The following is an 18,057-nucleotide window of genomic DNA, read 5'->3' on the forward strand; positions in this document are numbered from 1 at the left end:
TGCTGGTGGCGGCTAAGAGAACAATGTACAAAAAGAAACGGTGGTGGCGAAAAATGCACCGTGTTGAAGTATGTTGTAGCGCATGCTCGTTCGCTCCACTCGGATGGCGGTCCTCGGTGTCGTCGCCGCCGTCCTCGCTGCCTGCGCACCGACGCAACACGCCACCGAGACCGCAACGCACGTCGACGATTACGGCACGCCCATAGGTACGCAGCCGGTGCGCGAGGGCGGTGACCTGGTGATGGGCCTGTCGAACGAACCCGACAAGCTCGACCCGACCACTTCCAGCTCGCTCTACATGCGCTACGTGATGAGCACGATCTGCGAGAAGCTCTACGACAACGATGCCTCCGGAAACCTGGTGCCGCAGTTGGCCACCGCGCTGCCGGACATCTCCTCGGACGGGCTCACCGTCACCATTCCCGTACGCAGCGGGATCCAGTTCGCCGACGGCACCCAGTTCAATGCCGACGCGGTCCAGACCAGCCTGCAGCGGCACTGGAAGATGGAAGGTTCCCAGCGTACCGGCGAGATGGGCCCGATCGACGAGATCGAGGCCGTCGACTCGACGCACGTGACGATCAAGTACAAGGAGCCGTTCGCGCCGCTCACCGCCGCGCTCGCGGACCGCGCCGGGATGATCATGTCGCCGGCCGCGCTCAAGGAGTCGGAGAAGAACTTCGGCGATCATCCGGTGTGCGTCGGGCCGTTCAAGTTCGTCAAGCGGGTCCCGAACACCTCGATCCAGGTGGCTCGCGACCCGCTGTACTACGACGCGAAGAACGTGCACTTCGATTCGATCACCTATCGGATCATGCCCGACGCGAAGGCCCGCTCGGCGAACCTGCGCTCCGGCGATATCCAGGTGGGCGACACGATGTCCCCGATGGACATCGACAGCCTGGTGAAGTTGCCGCAGCTGCGGGTCCTGCAATCGGGGTCCTTCGGGTTCCAGGGCCTGTATCTCAATATCGGCAATGTCGACGGCGCGGGTAAGCCGGTCAAGCCGATCAACACCGCCATCGCCAAGGATGCCCGGGTGCGGTTGGCGTTCTCGCTGGCCACCGATCGGGAGACCCTGGTCAAGAAGGTGTTCAACAACTGGTACGACACGGCCTGCACGCCGATCGCGCCGCGTACCTCGTACGCGACGCAAGCCAGCACCGCCTGCCCGCTCTTCGACCCGCAGCGATCCAAGGAGCTGCTCGAGGAGGCGGGCGTGCAGCTGCCGTATCCGGTCACCATGCAGGTCACCAACACTCAGGACTATCTCCAGTACGCCGAAGCGCTGCGGGACAGCGTCGCGCAAGGCGGGTTCGATCTGCGGATCGTGCCGACCGAATACTCGGCCATGCTGGACGCGCAGAAGCGCGGCACCTACGAGGCCCTGCTGCTCGGCTGGTCGGGCCGGATCGACCCGGACGGCAATACCGCTCGATTCATGACCACCGGCTCGAGCGGTAACTACAGCGGATACAACTCACCGGAATTGGACGACATCCTCAACTGGGCAGCACACAGTACGAGCGCCGCGCAACGCGGTGCGCTTTATGAGCAGGCGGTTCGGTTCATCGCGCGGGAAAACCCGTTCATCTATACCTACCGGCTGCGTAACTTGACCGTGCACTCGACATGGGTGACGGGCATCGAGGTGTACGCCGACGGCGCTGTCCGGCTCGGCAAGGCCGCGTTCGTCGCGGATCGGAAGGGCTGAAAAACCATGTTGCAGTATGTGTTTCACCGTCTGTGGCAGTCCGCTGTCACGTTGGTGCTCGCCTCGATCGTGGTCTTCATCGGGGTGCGCGCGCTTCCCGGCGACCCCGCCACGACGATGGCGGGCGAGCAGGCCGACCCGGCGGCCATCGCCGCCGTGCGCGCCGATCTCGGGCTGGACCGGTCGCTGCCGGTGCAGTACTTCGAATTCGTCTGGCACGCGCTGACCGGTGATTTCGGCCGGTCCATCCGCACCGGCACGCCGGTGATCGACATGATCGGCACCACGCTGCCGGTGACCGTGCAGCTCGCGGTGTACGCGATGATCATCGCGGTGCTGGCCGGCGTGATCGGCGGCGTCATCGCGGCGGTGTACCGCGGCCGCTGGCCCGAGTGGGTGGCCAACGGGTTCTCCCTGGCCGCGCTCTCGGTGCCCACGTTCTGGGTCGGCATCCTCGCGGTGCTGTACCTGTCCGTGCAGCTCAACTGGTTCCCGGCCTCGGGCTACGTCTCGCCGTTCGAGCATCCGCTGCGCGGCCTCTACTTCCTGACCCTGCCCGCGATCATCCTCGGCCTCGCGCACGCGGCGGTGGTGCAGCGCCAGACCCGCTCGTCGATGGTGGAGACGCTGACCGCCGACTTCGTCCGCACGGCCAGGGCCAAGGGCCTGAGCCGCCCCGCGGTGATCTTCCGCTTCGGCCTGCGCAACAGCCTGATCGTGGTCACCACGATCGTCGGCCTGCAACTCGGCGGGCTCATCGCGGGCGCGGTGGTCACCGAGCGCATCTTCAGCCTGCCCGGCATGGGCAAGCTGACCCTCGACTCGGTGTTCACCCGGGACTACCCGGTGATCCAGGCGGTCATCATGGTGATCGCCGCCGCCTACATCGTGATCAACCTGCTGGTCGATGTGCTGTACACGGTGATCGACCCCCGCGTGCGAGTGTCCGGGAGGGCGCAGTGACCATTACCGAAACCCCGGTCGTCGAGACCAGTCCCGGCGTCGAGAACAAGCCCCTCGAGACCCCGCCGCTGACCGCGGTGCGCGGGCGGGTGCTGCGCCAGCTGTGGCGCAACCCGCTCGGCATGGTCGGCGCGGTGCTGCTGCTGATCGTGATCTTCGTCGGCGTGTTCGCGCCGCTGCTCGCGCCCTACTCGCCGAGCGAGGTGCACTTCTCCACCCCGTTCCAGCAGCCGGGCACCGTCGGATTCCTGTTGGGCACAGACGATCTGGGCCGCGACATCCTCTCCCGTGTGCTCTACGGCACCCGCGCCTCGCTCGAGGTCGGCGTGCTCTCGGTGCTGTGCGCGGTGCTGATCGGCGTGCCGCTCGGCCTGCTCGCCGGGTACTGGCGGACGCTGGACATGGTCCTGTCCCGCCTGTCCGACGTGCTGCTCGCCTTCCCGTTCATCATCCTCGCGGTCGGCCTGACCGCGATCAACGGCGGCGGCCTGGCCGACGCCGCCATCGCGCTCGGGATCGCGCAGGTGCCGATCATGATGCGGGTGGTGCGCGCGGAAACGTTGCGGCTCAAGGAAACCGACTTCGTGCTCGCCGCGACCACGATGGACGTGCCGTCCTGGCGCATCCTCGGCGAGCACATCCTGCCCAACTCGCTGGCCCCGATCATCGTGCAGGCCACGGTGATCATGCCGACCGCGGTGATCGGCGAGGCGATCCTGTCCTTCCTCGGACTCGGCATCAAGCCGCCCGCGCCCAGCCTGGGCATCATGCTGTCCGACGCACAGCAGTACCTGCTCCGTACGCCGTGGCCGGGCATCTTCCCCGGTGTGGCGCTCGCGATCATCTGCTTGGGATTCAACCTCTTCGGCGACGCCCTGCGGGACGCGCTCGACCCGAAGACACGGCGCTGAAGGAGCCCGCAATGACAGAACCACTCTTGGAGATCAGCGATCTGCGGGTGTCCTTCGGCGAGGTGAACGCCGTCAAAGGCGCGGACCTGGTCGTGCAGCCGGGGGAGCGGGTCGCGGTGGTCGGCGCCTCCGGATCCGGCAAATCCACCCTGGCCCATGCGATCATCGGCCTGCTGCCCGGCTCGGGCGCGGTGACCGGCGGCAGCATCCGGTGGCGCGGCGAGGACATCACGCACGCCGAGGAGAAGCGGCTGCGCGCGTTGCGCGGCAAGGAGATCGGGCTCGTCCCGCAGGATCCGATGTCGAACCTGAACCCGGTGTCCCGGGTCGGCCGTCAGGTGTCGGAAACCCTGCTGGCGCACAAGATCTGCTCGCGCAGCGAGGCGAAGGAGCGGGCCATCGAGCTGCTCGGCCAGGCCGGGCTGCCGGAGCCCGCGCGGCGCGCGCGGCAGTACCCGCACGAGTTCTCCGGCGGTATGCGCCAGCGGGCGCTGATCGCCATCGGCCTGGCCTGCCGGCCGGATCTGCTGATCGCCGATGAGCCGACCTCGGCGCTGGATGTGACTGTGCAGCGCCAGATCCTGGACCATCTGGAGAAGCTGACGCAGGAGCTGGGCACGGCGCTGCTACTGGTCACGCACGACCTCGGGTTGGCCGCTGAGCGGGCGGACCGGGTCGTGGTGATGTCGGATGGGCGGATCGTCGAGTCCGGTCCGGCTCGGCAGGTGCTGACGGATCCGCAGGAGGAGTACACGCGGCGGCTGGTCGCGGCGGCGCCGGCGTTGATCGCGCCGCGGCGGGCCGATCCGGTTGTGGTGGATGAGGTGCTCGAGGAGCAGGCCGCGGTCGAGACGGTTGTCGCCGAGCCGGTTGTCGGCGAAAAGGCTTCTGACGGTACGGATGCCGAGGAGAAGGCGGTCGAGAGCAGCGTCGTCGATGAGGGCGACGTTGCCGAGGAGACGGCCGTCGATGCTGCCGCGAATGGCAAGTCCGCCAACGGCAAGGTGGCTTCCAAGAAGGTAGTAGCCGAGAAGTCCGAGGCAGCCGATGGTGCGGTTGCCGCCGAGAAGCCTTCGAGCGAAAAGGTTTCCGACGAGGAAGTTGTTGCCGAGAAGGCAGACGACAAGGCTGCCGACGCAGAGGTAGCCGGCGGCGAGAAGGTCGCTGAGGCAGAGGCCGCCGGCGATAACAAGGTTGCCGAGGCGGAAGTCGTTGGCGGCGAGAAGGTTGCCGACGATGAGGCGGAAGCCGCCGGCGACGACAAGGTGGCCGACGCGAAGGCCGTTGACGCGAAGAGCGTTGCCGAAACGGAGGCGGTCGACGGCGCGAAGGCCGCTGACGACAAGTCGATCGAGGCCGACGCTGCTGACCAGGCGGCCGGGGTCGAGACCGACGACGCGAAGGTGTCCGTCGAGAAGGTCGCCGAAGCCGAGCCCGCAATTGTCGAGCCCGCCAAGGCTTCGCCGATCCTCGAGGTCTCCGGCATCAGCAAGGAGTACAAGATCCGGGGGCGCGGCGGCGTGCTGCGTGCGGTCGACAACGTGTCGTTCTCGATCACCCGCGGTCGCACCACGGCGATCGTCGGCGAGTCCGGCTCGGGCAAGACCACGACCGCGCGGATGGTGCTCGGCCTGGTGTCCGCCACCTCCGGCACGATCAAGCTGAACGGTGTCGACATGGTCGGCCTCAGCGGTGCGCCGTTGCGCGCGGCGCGGTTGTCCATGCAGCCGGTGTTCCAGGATCCGTACGCGTCGCTGGATCCGATGTGGACGGTCGAGCGGTTGATCGCGGAACCGTTGCGCGCCTTCGGCATCGGTGATCGCGCGGCGCGGCGCAAGCGGGTTTCCGAACTGCTGGAGCAGGTCGCGTTGCCGGCCGCGATGGCGCATCGCTACCCGAACGAGCTGTCCGGTGGCCAGCGTCAGCGGGTCGCGATCGCCCGGGCCCTGGCCATCGAGCCGCAGCTCGTGGTGTGCGACGAGGCCGTGTCGGCGCTGGATGTGCTGGTGCAGGACCAGATCCTGACGCTGCTCGCGTCCTTGCAGGAGCGGCTCGGCGTCAGCTACCTGTTCATCTCGCACGACCTGGCGGTGGTTCGCGCGCTGGCGCACGACGTCGTGGTGATGCGGGACGGGCGAGTGGTGGAGCAGGGACCGGTCGAAGAAGTCCTCACCGCGCCCGCCGATCAGTACACGCGCCAACTGCTGGACGCGATTCCCGGAACCGGTGTGGTCGGCGACGCGGTGCCGGATAATGTGGAGAAGAGCGACGAAGCCGATGACGTCGAGGCTTCCGTCGACAGTGAACTGGCTGCGAAAGTCTAAGGCCCGCAGCCGAACCGAGGCTCCGCGTCGCGGCTGACTACGCGACGCGGCCCAGCCGCCCCGACCTTCTGGTCGGGGCGGCTGCTTCGTCTCTACTCGGTGACGATCGCGATCGCGTCGATCTCGACCAGCATCTCCGCCCGCGGCAGTCCCGTGAAAACGGTGGTGCGGCTGGGCAATACGTCACCGGTGGTGTTGGCGTTCACGAACTCGCCGTAGGCCTCGTTCATCGCGCCGAAGTCGTCGCGGGTGGTCAGGTAGACGCGCAGCATCACCACATCGTCGAACGTCGCCCCGCTCGCGTCGACGATCGCCTTCACATTCTGCAACGTGCGGATGGTCTGTGCCGCAACGTCGCCCGGGTACAGGTACTCGTTGGTGATCGGGTCCACCGGACCCTGTCCAGAGACCTGCACGAACGGTCCCTTGCGCACGCCCTGGGAGAACGTGTGCGCGGGTGCGGGCGCGTCGGTGGTGCGGACGGCGATCTTCTCACTCATGGTCAGCCTTTCGTGGGGGTGGTTGCGCGGCCGGGGATCCAGCCGAGCTCGGCGGAGATGGCGTCGGCGGCCGCGCGAACCCGCGGCAGTTCGGCCAGCACCTGATCGTGGTCGAGCAACATGTCCGGCACCGACATGGAGACCGCGGCGACGATCGCGCCGGTGCCGTTGCGCACCGGGACGCCGATGCAGTTGACGAAGCTCTCGTGCTCCTCGTGGTCCTCCGCATAGCCCAGCGCGGCAACCTTTTCCAGTTCGATCAGGTAGCGCTCGGGGGTGCGGATGGTCCGCTCGGTGAACGGATGGAAGTCGATCTTCTCGGCGATGACCCGCCACTCCGAGCGGGGCAGCGCCGAGATGAGCACCTTGCCGACGGCGGTGCAGTGCAGCGGCGCCGGGCGCCCGACCCTGGAGTACATGCGCACGCTCTGGGTCGCGTCGAGCTTGTCGATGTAGATGACGTCGCCGGACTCGTAGGTGGCGAGGTGGATGGTCTGCTTGGTGTCGGCGTTCAACGCGCTCAGGTGCGGGCGTGCGAGGGTGCGCACGTCGCGCTGCTCCAGGGTGCGGTTGGCCAGTTCGAACAGCCGCGACCCGAGCACGTAGCGGTGCTGGCTGTCGTGGGTGACGAAGCGCTGGGCCTCCATCGTCTGCAGCAACCGGAGCACCGTCGACTTGTGCACGCCGAGCTGGGTGGCCAGTTGGTCGAGCGAGCGCGAATCCTCGCCCAGCGCAACAAGAATGGTCAACGCACGCGACAAACTCTGACTCATGGCTGAGACTCCTCGGGATGGCTCATGACGCCACATTCTGAATGACGCTGTCGTTGTAATGCAGCCCGGCCCAGGCGATTTCGTCCAGCATGGCCAGCCGTTCCAGGATCGCCGTCGCGGGCAGTTCGGCGCCGTCGCCGGTTCCGGTCAGGGCGGCCGCTGCGCACAGGTGCCCGAATCGCAAGCGCTGCACCAGCGGCCGGTCGTGCAGCAGCGCGGCGAGGTAGCCGCCGGCGAACGCGTCGCCCGCGCCGATCCGTTCGGTGATCTCCAGTCCGAGCGCGGGCACCTCGACCCGTTCGGCGCCGGCGAATCCGGTGACCGTGTGCGCGTCGTTCTTGACGATCAGCTGCGCGGGTTCCGGGAACAGGGCGCGCAGTTCGTCGGCGTCGTCGGTGCCGAAGACCGCGCCGGCCTCGTCCGCGCCGAGGAAGACCACGTCGCTGCCGCGCACGTGCCGGGCGAGCACCTCGGCGGCCAGTTCGCCGCGGCCGGCCCACAGCGCGGGGCGGAAGTTCAGGTCGAAGCTGACCAGCCTGCCGTTGCGGGGGAGCGCGAGCAGCGCCTCGGTGAGACCGGTCGCCGTCGCGGACAGCGCGGTGGTGATCCCGGTGAAGTGGACCAGGCCGCAGTGCGCGAGCAGCTCGGCCGCCGCGGTCGCCGCGAGATCGGCGGGGGAGAGCGCGCTGGCCGCCGAGCCGGTCCGGTAGTAGAGCATGCGACTCGCCCGCTCGGCCAGATCGGTGGCCTTGCCCGAGCCGCTCCCGCGCTCCTTGACGTACACCGCGGTCGGCCGGCCCGGATCGGTGACCACCGCCGACACGTCGACACCGTGCGCGGCCAGATGCGCTACGAGGTAGCGGCCGAAGCCGTCGTCGCCGACCCTGGACAGCCAGGCCGTGTCGACCCCCAGCTGACGCAGCACGGTGGCCACGTTCGCCTCCGCGCCGCCCGCGGTCCGTTCGAAGATCTCCGACTCCTCCAGCGGTCCCGGCTGCGCCACCAGCACCGCGAGTCCCTCGCCGACAGTTACCGCCCGTGAGCGGGTCGACGTAGGCCACGTCACACCGATCTCCTTCCTGTGCTTGCGGCCACCGGCCATCCCGTGCAGAATAACCACACGAAACACGATGCGCAACAAGCATTGCAAAATATGCAATAGCAAGACGCTATGCATAATGAGGCGAATTCGCTGGGAAGGAATGCCGTGGCGATCGACGAAGACGTCGTAGCAGGACTCGGAGACCGGACGATCGGTCCCGAGCACAAAGGGCTGCCGCCCGCTGCCTGGGGGCGCACCGTGCGCGAATTCCTCGCCACCGCACCGAGTCTCGATCAGTTCGAGACACCGCTGCTGACCATCGACCGGTCCGCGGTGGAGGCGAACGTCGCCCTCATGGCCGACTGGGCGCGCGCCGCGGGTGTGCAACTCGCGCCGCACGGTAAGACCACCATGTCGCCGCAGCTGTGGGCGCAGCAGCTGGCCGCGGGGTGCTGGGGTATCACGCTGGCCACCATCTGGCAGGTGCAGGTGGCGCGGTCCTTCGGCGTCGGCCGGGTGCTGCTGGCCAACGCGCTGGTCGATCCGGTCGGATTACGCTGGGTCGCCGCCGAATTGGCGAAGGACCCGGGTTTCGAGTTCGTCTGCTGGGCGGACAGTGTCGAGACCGTCGAGTTGATGGACGAGCACCTGCGGTCCGCGCCCGGCTCGGCGAAGGTCCGGGTTCTGGTCGAACTCGGTGGGCCGCACGGGCGTACCGGCGCCCGCACCGTCGAGCAGGCGCACGCGGTCGCGGCCGCGATTGTCGATGCGCGACGGCTGACGCTCGCCGGAGTCGGCGGGTATGAGGGCACACTCGCGCACGACCGCACTACCGAGGGCGTCGACACCGTGCGGCATTACCTCGACGAACTCGCCCGCCTACATCGTGAGATCGCCGCCGCCGGGCAGTATTCGGACGGCGCGATCGTGACCGCGGGTGGCAGTGCCTACCCGGACCTGGTCGTCGAACGGCTGGCCGGCCTGGCCGATGAGCAAGGCGCACAGGGTATTCCGACCTCGATCGTGCTGCGGTCCGGGGCGTACATCATTCACGACGACGGGTTCTACTCGGGCATTTCCCCGTTCGCCGCGTCGCGCACCGACCACCCGCTGCGTTCGGCCATGCACGGCTGGGCGCGGGCCGTCTCCCGTCCGGAGCCGGGCTTGGCGCTGCTGGACGCCGGTAAGCGCGACCTGCCCTACGACGAGGGGCTGCCGGTGCCGCAACTCGTTGCGGGGAAACCGGGTTCGGCCCTGGACCCGGCGGCGACCGTGTCCGCGCTCAACGATCAGCACACCTTCCTGCGGCTGCCCGCGGGCAGCGACCTGCCGGTGGGCGCGGTGGTGCGGTTGGGGCTGTCGCATCCGTGTACCGCCTTCGACAAGTGGCGGCTCATTCCCGTGATCGATGCCGCCGACGCCGAGTCGCCGCGGGTCGTCGACCTGCTGCACACGTTCTTCTGACGAGCCGAAGACTATGACGGACTTACTCTTTCGCGACATCGACATCATCGACGGCACCGGGTCGCCGCGCTTCCGCGGCGACGTGCTGGTCGAGCAGGGACGCATCGCGCGGATCGCCGAGCCTGGCAGCATCGCCGACGCCGACCGCATCATCGATGCGGGCCCCGGTGCGGTGCTGTGCCCGGGCTTCATCGACATGCACGCCCATTCGGATCTGCATCTGCTCACCGAGCCGGGGCATTTCCCGAAGGTCAGCCAGGGCATCACCACCGAGCTGATCGGTCAGGACGGACTGTCCTACGCGCCGATCGACGACGCCACCCTCGCGGTGGTGCGCCGGCAGATCGCCGGGTGGAACGGCAATCCCGCCGATCTCGACTTCTCCTGGCGCACCGTCGGGGAGTACCTCGATCGGCTCGATCGCGGAATCACGCCCAACGCGGCCTATCTCGTGCCGCAGGGCACGTTGCGGTTGCTCGTGGTCGGCTCGGAGCAGCGGGCCGCGACGGCGGCGGAGATCCGCCGGATGCAGGAACTGCTCGCGCAGGGGTTGCGCGAGGGTGCGGTCGGAATGTCGAGCGGGTTGACCTATACGCCCGGAATGTATGCCGACACCGGGGAATTGGCGGAGCTGTGCAAGGTGGTCGCCGAGTTCGGCGGGTTCTATGCGCCGCACACCCGGTCCTACGGTGCGGGTGCGCTCGAGGCGTACGCGGAGATGGTCGAGCTGGCCAAGACCACCGGCTGCGCGCTGCACCTCACGCACGCCACGATGAACTTCCACGTGAATGCCGGGCGGGCACCGGAATTCCTGGCCTTGATCGATGCGGCGCGGGCCGAGGGGTGTGACATCACCCTGGACACGTATCCGTATCTGCCTGGCGCGACGACCCTTTCGGCGTTGCTGCCGAGCTGGGCGATGTCCGGCGGGCCGGATGCGGCGCTGGCGCGGCTCGACGATGAAGCGACCCGGGCGCGAATTGCCCTGGATGTCAACGTGAACGGGTCCGATGGTTGTCACGGCGTGACCGTCGAATGGGAGACCATTCAGATCAGCGGTGTCGCCAACCCGGAACTCGACCGGTATGTCGGCAAGCGGTTGAACGAGATCGCCGTGGACCGGGGGATGGCGCCGGTCGAGGTGTTCTTCGATCTGTTGCGCCGGGATCAGTTCGCGACCAGCATCCTGCAGCATGTCGGGCACGAGGAGAACGTGCGCGCGATCATGGTGCACCCCGGGCACATGGGCGGCAGCGATGCGCTGCTCGCGCCGGCCCGGCCGCATCCGCGGGCCTGGGGCACCTTCCCGCGCTACCTCGGGCACTACGTTCGCGAGCTGGGCGTGCTCGAACTCGAAGACTGCGTGCACCATTTGACCGGCCGGCCCGCCGATCGGTTGCGGTTGCGCGATCGCGGGCTCGTATTCGCCGGGTACGCCGCGGATCTGGTCGTGTTCGACCCGGAGACCGTGGTGGACACCGCCACCTTCGACAACCCGAAACAGCAGGCGCGCGGCATCCGGCACGTGCTCGTCAACGGTGAGTTCGCCATCGAGAACGGCGCGCCCACCGGGAATCTCGCCGGACGTGCGCTGCGCATGGACGCCTCGCGGAAGGAGACATTGTGACCACGGCCATAGAGGTGATCCGTGCCGATCGCGTGCTGAGCGTGGTTCGGGCGCCGGAGATCCCCGATCCGGTCGCGCTCGCGCAAGCGCTGGCGTCGTCCGGGATCCGGGCGCTGGAGCTGACCTTCACCACGCCCGGCGTGCTCGGCTATCTGGCCGCGGCAAGAGCCGCCGAGGGGGCCGTGCTCGGGGTCGGCACCGTGCTGACCGGTGAACAAGCCAAGGCCGCCATCGACAGTGGCGCGCAGTTCCTGGTCACGCCGGGGCTGCGGGTCGATGTCGCGGAGGTCGCCGCACAGCACGACATTCCCGTCGTGATGGGCGCTTTCACGCCGAGTGAGGTGCTCACCGCGCTGGATCTCGGCGCGGCCGCGGTGAAGATCTTCCCCGCCAGGGCCCTGGGCCCTGGCTACCTGAAGGACCTGCGTGGTCCGTTCCCTGACGTGGCGCTCATCCCTTCCGGTGGCGTCAATGCGGGTAATGCCGCCGAATTCCTTGCTGCGGGCGCGATTGCGGTCACCGCGGGAACCGACGTCGTCTCCCCTTCCGATGTCGCCGCGGGCCGTTGGTCCGAAATCGCTTCCCGCGCGGCGTCGTTCGTTCGATCCATGAATTGAGAGGTCCACCATGGGCGCTACCGTCGATTGGCTGCGCACTACCACCCCGGGGCTGCTTGTGCTCTGTGGGCTTGCGATCGCGGTTTTGCTGTTCGCCATCATCAAGGTCAAGCTGGAGCCGTTCATCGCGCTGCTGCTCACCGGTCTAGCGCTGGCGCTCGCCGCCGGGCTGCCGGTGTCGAAGATCGTCGGCACGGCGATCAAAGCCGGTGACTCCATCCTGGAGACCGGATTCGGTGGCATCCTCGGGCATATCGCCGTCATCATCGGCCTCGGCACGGTGCTCGGCGCGATCCTCGAACGATCCGGCGGCGCCGACGTTCTGACCGGCAAGCTGCTGAACCTGTTCGGCGAGAAGGGCGCTCCGGTCGCCATGGGCCTGCTCGGGCTCATCTTCGGCATCCCGGTGTTCTTCGACATCGGCATCTTCGTGCTCGCGCCGCTGATCTACGTGGCCGCCAAGCGCGGCGGGCGTTCGCTGGTGCTGTACGCCATGCCGATGCTGGCCGGGTTGTCCATGACGCACGCGTTCCTGCCGCCGCACCCCGGTCCGGTGGCGCTGGGCGGCCTGCTCGGGGTGAGCCTCGGCTGGCTGATCCTGATGGGATTCGTCTGCGGCATCCCGGGATTCATCGCCGCGGGCATCGTGTGGGGTAGCTACATCGGCAAGCGCATCCAGGTCGAGGTGCCGGACGAGTTTCTCGTGCGCAAGGACGAGGAGAAGGAGACCGCTCCCGATGAGGGGGAGCGGGTTTCCGACGGTGCCGGCGGCGTCGCCACCAAGCGGCCGGTGACGACGACTCCGCCGTCGGTCGGCCTGATCGGTGCGATCATCGCCATCCCGCTGGTGCTGATCCTGGGCGCGACGTTCGGTACTCAGTTGCTGGACAAGGACTCTCAGCTGCTTCAGGTGCTGACGTTCTTCGGCACGCCTGCGGTGGCGCTGCTCATCGCGGTACTCATCGCCTTCTACGTGCTCGGCGTGCGGCGCGGGTCCACCGTGCAGGAGCTCAGTGAGCTCACCGCGGAGTCGTTGCGTCCGGTCGGCATGTTGCTGCTGGTCGTCGGCGCGGGCGCGTTCTTCGGAAAGGTCATCTCCGCCACCGGAATAGGCACGGCGCTGGCCGACACCATGTCCGCGGCCGGGCTTCCGGTGATCGTTCTGGCCTACATCATCAGCTGTGGTCTGCGCATCGCTCAGGGTTCGGCCACTGTCGCCATCGTCACCACCGGTGGCATCGTGGCTCCGCTGGTGACCGGTCACGACTACTCGCAGATGTCGATCGCCTTGATCGCCATGGCGATTGCGGCGGGGTCGATCATTCTCAGTCACGTCAACGACGGCGGGTTCTGGATCATCGCGAAGTTCTTCAACATGTCGGTGAAGCAGACGCTGCAAACCTGGACCGTGCTCGAAACCATCCTGTCGGTGGTGAGTTTCGCGGTGGCGGCGGTGTTGTTCGCCATCGTCAGCTAGCGGTAGGTCGTTTCGAACCCGATGCGGGGCTGGACAACTGGTGGTCTCCACCGTTGTCCAGCCCCGCATCGGTGTTTCCGGCACCGCACGAGCCGAGGTTTACGATCGTGATCATCCGAGCAGGAGGAGTTGCGAGATGGCCAAGGCGATCATCGTGGGCGGCGGAATCGGCGGACTGGCAGCGGCCGTCGCATTGACCCGGCGAGGCTGGGACGTCGAGGTGCTGGAGCGGGCGACCACGATCGCCGAGGTCGGCGCGGGACTTTCGCTGTGGTCGAACGCGCTTCGCGCACTGGACGCGCTCGGCCTCGGCGACCAGGTGCGCGCGCGGGCCATCGAACAGAACTCGGCCGGCATCCGGGACAGCAAGGGCCACTGGATTTCCCGCGCCGACACCGAAGCCATCCGCACCCGATTCGGCAGCCCGATCATGATGCACCGCGCCGATCTATTGGACATCCTGCGCGCGGCCCTCCCGGAAACCGCACTGCGCACCGGCATCTCGGTGACCTCGGCAAACCCCGACGGCACCGTCACCCATTCCGCCGGTACCGCCGAAGGCGATCTGATCGTCGGCGCCGACGGCCTCCGCAGCGTGGTCCGCCGCGCGGTCGTCGGCGACATCACCCCGCGCTACCGCGGCTACACCGCCTGGCGCCTGATCGTCACCCCCACCGAACCGCTCGCCGATCTCGGCGAAACCTGGGGCCGGGGTGAACGTTTCGGCTACGCGCCGCTCTCCGACGGCCGCGTCTACTGCTTCGCCACCGCCAACCTGCCCGCAGGCACCTCCGGCGACGGCCTCGCCGAACTACGCCGCCGCTTCGGCGCCTGGCACGCCCCCATCCCCGCCCTCCTGGCCGCCGCCGAGGAATCCGCCGTCCTCAAACACGACCTCTACGACCTCCCCGACCTGAAAACCTATGTCGCCGAACGCATCGCCCTACTCGGCGACGCCGCCCACGCCATGACCCCCAACCTCGGCCAAGGCGCCTGCCAGGCCCTGGAAGACGCCGTAATCCTCGCCCGAGTAGCCACCGAAGACCCCACCCTCACCCGCTACGACACCCTCCGCCGCCCCCGCACCCAAATGCTCGTATCCCGCTCCCGCCACCTAGGCACCCTCGCCCAACTCTCCTTCCCCCCACTGGTAACCCTCCGCAACACCGCCCTCCGCCTCCTCCCCACCTCAACCCAAGCTAACTCCCTGTCCCCAATCCTCGACTGGACCTGCTGAGGACCGCTTCGTCACTGCTGGGCGAAGTCGCTTTCCAGATACTCTGTGTACGGAATGGCGAGCTGCCACAGGCGCTCTTTCACGTCGGCGCAGTACCTGACTATCCGGGGATCGGTGGTTGTTGCCAGTCCGGCTGGGCCATCGGATTCGTTCGCCAGGTTGTAGGCGACCTTCGCATCATCGAACAGCCACCAATCGTCCGGCGGAACTTCGCCGGCGAGGTGACGTGGCAAATAGCAAATATCCTCGCCGTCGTCCACCCGAATGTTCGTCACGGACAGTAACCAGCGGTGATAGTCACTGTGAGGCAACGTAACCACGCGGACTCGGGAAACGGTAACTCCACGCCCTGTTGCCTCGTGAATTAGGTCCGGCCATTCTCGGTTGGTGCTGACCGGAGGTGTTTCGCCGGCAAGGTAGCGCTTGATCCGTTCCGCCTCGGCAGGCACGGCGTACGAGTCCCGCTGTTCGAGATGGAAGGCTCGCTAGCGGCCACAGGTTTTGCTTGACTGCATGGCAGCGGTTGGCGATGCCGGGGTCGGTGGTGAGTGCGCAGGCCCCAGCGGCCCGGCCATTCACGTCAACGAGATTGAACACCACCCTCTTGTCGTCGAGCAGCCAGAAGTCATCTGCCGGCACCAAATCGGCGCTCACCTCGTGCCGGGGTAGGTACCGGATGTCTTCTCCTGCCTCGGCATTCAGGGTTGTCAGCTCGAGCAGCCATCGTTGATAGTCGACGTGCGGGACTGTGACGACACGGACTCGGGTCACCCGCACGCCCCGGCTCGTCGTCTCTCGCACGAGCTGACCCCATGGCTCGAACCAAGCGTTGTCGTTCGGTTCGTCATCGAGGAAGCGCCGCAACGGTTCCGACTCGTTCGGCACCGCTTAGGTGTCTTTGACCTCCAAGTGGAACGCCTCCCGTTGGCACCGTCCGAACAGGTCGGGCCATGGATTGCCGGTCAGCAGCTGCACGGTGATGTCCTTCCTGGTGAAGTACTTCGATGGGGCTTTACCTGACACCGGCCTCGAGGGGTATACCGATGACGAGGTCGGTGCTGACGGGGACAACGGGACGCAGGTGATCAGGTCCGATGGTGATGAGTCCGGCGAGGGCGGGGTGGGTTTGGTGGGGTCATGAATCTTTCTCCGGTACAGGGAAATTGGTTAGGGCGTTGTGGCAGCGGGTGGCTTGGGTGCGGAGGGCGGTGGCTAGTTGTGGGGGGCCGGTTAGGAGGGTGAAGTCGAGGTCTACTGCGGTGATCATCCAGACGAGGGCTTCGGGGGTTTCGGCGCCCAGGTGGAGGTGGCAGGTGGTGGAGTCGAGGGGTTCGAGGACGCCCATGCCCGGCCAGACGTTGGGGGCGGCGGTTTCGGCGGAGGCGTGTAGGCGGACGGTGGCGCGGTGGGGCCAGGTGCGGGTGGAGAGTTGGTGGGAAAGGTAGGTTGCGACATCGCCTTCGGGTGGGTCGCGCGGGGGGAAGCGGGGGCCGGTGGGGGTGCGGGGGGTGATGCGGTCGGCGCGGAAGGTGCGCCAGTCGGTGCGGTCGGTGTCCCAGGCGACGAGGTACCAGCGGCGGCTGAAGTTGACCAGGGTGTGCGGTTCGACGGTGCGGACGGTGGTGGTGCCGTCGTGGGCGCGGTAGTCGAAGCGGAGGCGTTCGTGGCGTTGGCAGGCTTCGGCGATGGCCATCAGGGTCTCCGGTTCGACGGGGGTGCCGGGGGCGGCGACTCGGAGGGTGGCGCCGCGCAAGGTGCGGACGCGATGGCGTAGGCGCGGGGGGAGGACTTGCTCCAGTTTGGTGAGTGCGCGCAGCGAGGATTCTTCGATGCCTGCGACGGTTCCGTCGGATGCGCTGCGTAGGCCGACCGCTACCGCCACCGCTTCTTCGTCGTCGAGGAGCAGCGGGGGAAGGGCCGCGCCGGCGCCGAGCCGGTAGCCACCGGTGCCCTGGGTGGCGTTCACGGGATAGCCGAGTTCGCGCAGGCGGTCGACGTCGCGGCGCACGGTGCGGCCGGTGACGTTGAGGCGTTCGGCGAGCTCCGCGCCCGTCCAGTCGCGGTGCGTTTGCAGCAGGGCGAGCAGTTTGAGCAGGCGCGCTGATGTTTCCAGCATGTAGTTCAGGATGGCAGACGGTTAGGAACGAGACTGTCCTAAGTCGGTAGCCGCCGCGGTCCGACACGTTGCTGCGGTCATGCATTTCTCGGAGCCGCACACCTTCTGACATCCGCACGCGTGTCATGTCGGCGAGTTGCTGTGCGGGAGGTCAGAAAGTGTGCGGCTGATGCGGCAGATGCTCGCTGGTCACGATCGCCCTGCGCGGCCGCACGCGGTTTGACGCCGCACGGGTGGCGGTGCGCCGAGGTCGTGTGCGGGTGCGTTGCGGTCGCTAGCTGTCGTAACGGGCGTGCATCAGTGCCGCCGTCTCCGCCATTCTGGCCCGTAGTTCTGGCGGATCGAGTACCTCGCAGTGTTCGCCGAGCGGGAGGATGGCGTGGGCGAGGACGTCGTAGGACTCGGAGGGGAGGGTCAGTTCGACCCATCCTTCGGCGTCGGGTTCGGTTGCTGAGGCCAGAGCTTCGGCGACGGCGACGGGTTCGTGCCAGAGGCGGAGCAGGCGTAGGTGGGTGGCGGGGATTCGGCAGCGGGCGCGGACGCGCAGCATCGAACGGGCGAAATCGTCGGCTGACCTGGACCAATGCGCGGATAGGTCGAAATCTGCTGGGCGGGTGAAGGATTCGGTGGTCGGTTCGGCGGAGATGATCCTGCTGACGCGATAGGAACGGACTGCCGGGCCGTCTCGGGCGACCAGATACCAGGTGCCGGCCTTCATGACGAGGCCGAGCGGGTCGAGGCGGCGGTCGACGACCTTGTCCTTGCGGCCGTATCGAACCTGCAATCGCCGGTCGTGCCAGAGTGCGTCGGCGACGAGGTTCAGGGTGGGGGTTTCGTCCGGCGGGCGGAACCAGCCGGGTGCGTCGATGTGTACTCGCTCGGCGATTCTGGTTGCGCGGCCGCGTAATTCGGGCGGCAGCGCGGCGAGCACCTTGAGCTGGGCGGTGGCGAGCACCGTGCCGAGTCCGAGATCGGCTGCGGCGCCGGGCAATCCGGCGAGGAGCACGGCATCCGCCTCGTCGGTCGTGAGCCCGGTCAACCGGGTGCGGTACCCGTCGACCAACTGCACGCCGCCCGCCCGGCCCTGCTCGCTGTACACCGGCACCCCGGCCGCGGACAGCGCCTCGACATCCCGATACACGGTGCGCACCGACACCTCGAGCTCCTTGGCGAGCTCGCCGGCCGTGGTCCGGCCCCGCGTTTGCAGGATCAGCAGCAACTGCACCAGTCGACTCGCGCGCATGGGTCGAGATTAGTCGGAAAATATGACAGAAGATGTCAAGGATCGATCG

The 18,057-nt window shown here is 67.7% G+C and carries 16 protein-coding genes and 1 pseudogene; 9 read left to right on the forward strand and 8 right to left on the reverse strand.

The window, feature by feature from the left end; genetic code table 11:
* The first annotated feature begins 82 nt into the window (after positions 1-82).
* From AB0M22_RS39190 to AB0M22_RS39205, 4 genes are read left to right on the forward strand one after another with little or no spacing between them, the layout of a single operon-like run.
* Positions 83-1,714 carry an ABC transporter substrate-binding protein gene (locus AB0M22_RS39190; protein ID WP_364737710.1) on the forward strand — a complete coding sequence of 544 codons (1,632 nt, stop codon included), beginning with the start codon at positions 83-85 and terminating at the stop codon, positions 1,712-1,714.
* 18 nt (positions 1,715-1,732) lie between these two features.
* On the forward strand, positions 1,733-2,677 hold the full coding sequence (locus AB0M22_RS39195) for an ABC transporter permease (protein WP_364737712.1): 945 nt from the start codon (positions 1,733-1,735) through the stop codon (positions 2,675-2,677).
* Positions 2,674-3,588 (forward strand): ABC transporter permease, encoded by a 915-nt coding sequence (locus tag AB0M22_RS39200; protein WP_364737714.1) that lies wholly within the window; start codon positions 2,674-2,676, stop codon positions 3,586-3,588. The genes AB0M22_RS39195 and AB0M22_RS39200 overlap by 4 nt, the downstream gene beginning before the upstream one ends.
* Before the next feature lie 11 nt (positions 3,589-3,599).
* Positions 3,600-5,912 carry a dipeptide ABC transporter ATP-binding protein gene (locus AB0M22_RS39205; RefSeq protein WP_364737716.1) on the forward strand — a complete coding sequence of 771 codons (2,313 nt, stop codon included), beginning with the start codon at positions 3,600-3,602 and terminating at the stop codon, positions 5,910-5,912.
* A 92-nt stretch (positions 5,913-6,004) separates the two neighbouring features.
* Here AB0M22_RS39205 and AB0M22_RS39210 read toward each other — a convergent pair whose 3' ends face one another.
* Genes AB0M22_RS39210 through AB0M22_RS39220 form a run of 3 tightly spaced genes read right to left on the reverse strand, consistent with a single transcriptional unit; the run spans position 6,005 to position 8,251 of the window.
* Complete coding sequence (locus tag AB0M22_RS39210) at positions 6,005-6,412, reverse strand: RidA family protein (protein WP_364737718.1); 408 nt, start codon at positions 6,410-6,412, stop codon at positions 6,005-6,007.
* Between the two features lie 2 nt (positions 6,413-6,414).
* Positions 6,415-7,185 carry an IclR family transcriptional regulator gene (locus tag AB0M22_RS39215; protein ID WP_364737720.1) on the reverse strand — a complete coding sequence of 257 codons (771 nt, stop codon included), beginning with the start codon at positions 7,183-7,185 and terminating at the stop codon, positions 6,415-6,417.
* Positions 7,186-7,207: 22 nt separating this feature from the next.
* On the reverse strand, positions 7,208-8,251 hold the full coding sequence (locus AB0M22_RS39220; protein WP_364737722.1) for a sugar kinase: 1,044 nt from the start codon (positions 8,249-8,251) through the stop codon (positions 7,208-7,210).
* Positions 8,252-8,392: 141 nt separating this feature from the next.
* Here AB0M22_RS39220 and AB0M22_RS39225 point away from each other — a divergent pair, with 141 nt between their 5' ends.
* From AB0M22_RS39225 to AB0M22_RS39245, 5 genes are all read left to right on the forward strand, one after another.
* Positions 8,393-9,691, forward strand: coding sequence for an amino acid deaminase (locus AB0M22_RS39225; RefSeq protein ID WP_364737724.1), 1,299 nt, complete (start codon positions 8,393-8,395; stop codon positions 9,689-9,691).
* A gap of 13 nt (positions 9,692-9,704) precedes the next feature.
* The gene (locus AB0M22_RS39230) at positions 9,705-11,318 is read left to right on the forward strand and encodes a D-aminoacylase (protein WP_364737726.1); all 1,614 of its coding nucleotides are present in this window, start codon (positions 9,705-9,707) and stop codon (positions 11,316-11,318) included.
* Positions 11,315-11,935 carry a bifunctional 4-hydroxy-2-oxoglutarate aldolase/2-dehydro-3-deoxy-phosphogluconate aldolase gene (locus tag AB0M22_RS39235; RefSeq protein ID WP_364737728.1) on the forward strand — a complete coding sequence of 207 codons (621 nt, stop codon included), beginning with the start codon at positions 11,315-11,317 and terminating at the stop codon, positions 11,933-11,935. Before AB0M22_RS39230 ends, AB0M22_RS39235 begins: the two co-directional genes overlap by 4 nt.
* A gap of 10 nt (positions 11,936-11,945) precedes the next feature.
* Positions 11,946-13,412 carry a gluconate:H+ symporter gene (locus AB0M22_RS39240; RefSeq protein ID WP_364737730.1) on the forward strand — a complete coding sequence of 489 codons (1,467 nt, stop codon included), beginning with the start codon at positions 11,946-11,948 and terminating at the stop codon, positions 13,410-13,412.
* 136 nt (positions 13,413-13,548) lie between these two features.
* A complete protein-coding gene (locus AB0M22_RS39245) occupies positions 13,549-14,649 on the forward strand; it encodes an FAD-dependent monooxygenase (protein WP_364737732.1) in 1,101 nt (366 codons plus the stop codon).
* A gap of 11 nt (positions 14,650-14,660) precedes the next feature.
* On the opposite strand, the gene AB0M22_RS39250 is transcribed toward AB0M22_RS39245, so the two are convergent.
* From AB0M22_RS39250 to AB0M22_RS39270, 5 genes and pseudogenes are all read right to left on the reverse strand, one after another.
* Positions 14,661-15,098 (reverse strand): DUF6879 family protein, encoded by a 438-nt coding sequence (locus AB0M22_RS39250; RefSeq protein ID WP_364737734.1) that lies wholly within the window; start codon positions 15,096-15,098, stop codon positions 14,661-14,663.
* A gap of 46 nt (positions 15,099-15,144) precedes the next feature.
* Positions 15,145-15,534 (reverse strand): annotated as a pseudogene (locus AB0M22_RS39255) (DUF6879 family protein); the annotation flags it as partial.
* 3 nt (positions 15,535-15,537) lie between these two features.
* On the reverse strand, positions 15,538-15,672 hold the full coding sequence (locus tag AB0M22_RS39260; RefSeq protein WP_364737736.1) for a hypothetical protein: 135 nt from the start codon (positions 15,670-15,672) through the stop codon (positions 15,538-15,540).
* Positions 15,673-15,784: 112 nt separating this feature from the next.
* Positions 15,785-16,765 carry a YafY family protein gene (locus AB0M22_RS39265; protein WP_364737738.1) on the reverse strand — a complete coding sequence of 327 codons (981 nt, stop codon included), beginning with the start codon at positions 16,763-16,765 and terminating at the stop codon, positions 15,785-15,787.
* Positions 16,766-17,039: 274 nt separating this feature from the next.
* Positions 17,040-18,008, reverse strand: coding sequence for a YafY family protein (locus AB0M22_RS39270; protein ID WP_364737739.1), 969 nt, complete (start codon positions 18,006-18,008; stop codon positions 17,040-17,042).
* Between the last annotated feature and the right edge of the window lie 49 nt (positions 18,009-18,057).

Source organism: Nocardia sp. NPDC051756 (genome assembly GCF_040681495.1).
GTDB lineage: Bacteria > Actinomycetota > Actinomycetes > Mycobacteriales > Mycobacteriaceae > Nocardia.

Bases quoted from the DNA above. Each gene is read 5' to 3' on its own strand.
- AB0M22_RS39190 (WP_364737710.1), top strand. From the start codon at position 83: ATGCTCGTTCGCTCCACTCGGATGGCGGTCCTCGGTGTCGTCGCCGCC.
- AB0M22_RS39205 (WP_364737716.1), top strand. From the start codon at position 3,600: ATGACAGAACCACTCTTGGAGATCAGCGATCTGCGGGTGTCCTTCGGC.
- AB0M22_RS39210 (WP_364737718.1), bottom strand. From the start codon at position 6,412: ATGAGTGAGAAGATCGCCGTCCGCACCACCGACGCGCCCGCACCCGCG.
- AB0M22_RS39215 (WP_364737720.1), bottom strand. From the start codon at position 7,185: ATGAGTCAGAGTTTGTCGCGTGCGTTGACCATTCTTGTTGCGCTGGGC.
- AB0M22_RS39230 (WP_364737726.1), top strand. From the start codon at position 9,705: ATGACGGACTTACTCTTTCGCGACATCGACATCATCGACGGCACCGGG.
- AB0M22_RS39240 (WP_364737730.1), top strand. From the start codon at position 11,946: ATGGGCGCTACCGTCGATTGGCTGCGCACTACCACCCCGGGGCTGCTT.
- AB0M22_RS39245 (WP_364737732.1), top strand. From the start codon at position 13,549: ATGGCCAAGGCGATCATCGTGGGCGGCGGAATCGGCGGACTGGCAGCG.
- AB0M22_RS39265 (WP_364737738.1), bottom strand. From the start codon at position 16,765: ATGCTGGAAACATCAGCGCGCCTGCTCAAACTGCTCGCCCTGCTGCAA.
- AB0M22_RS39270 (WP_364737739.1), bottom strand. From the start codon at position 18,008: ATGCGCGCGAGTCGACTGGTGCAGTTGCTGCTGATCCTGCAAACGCGG.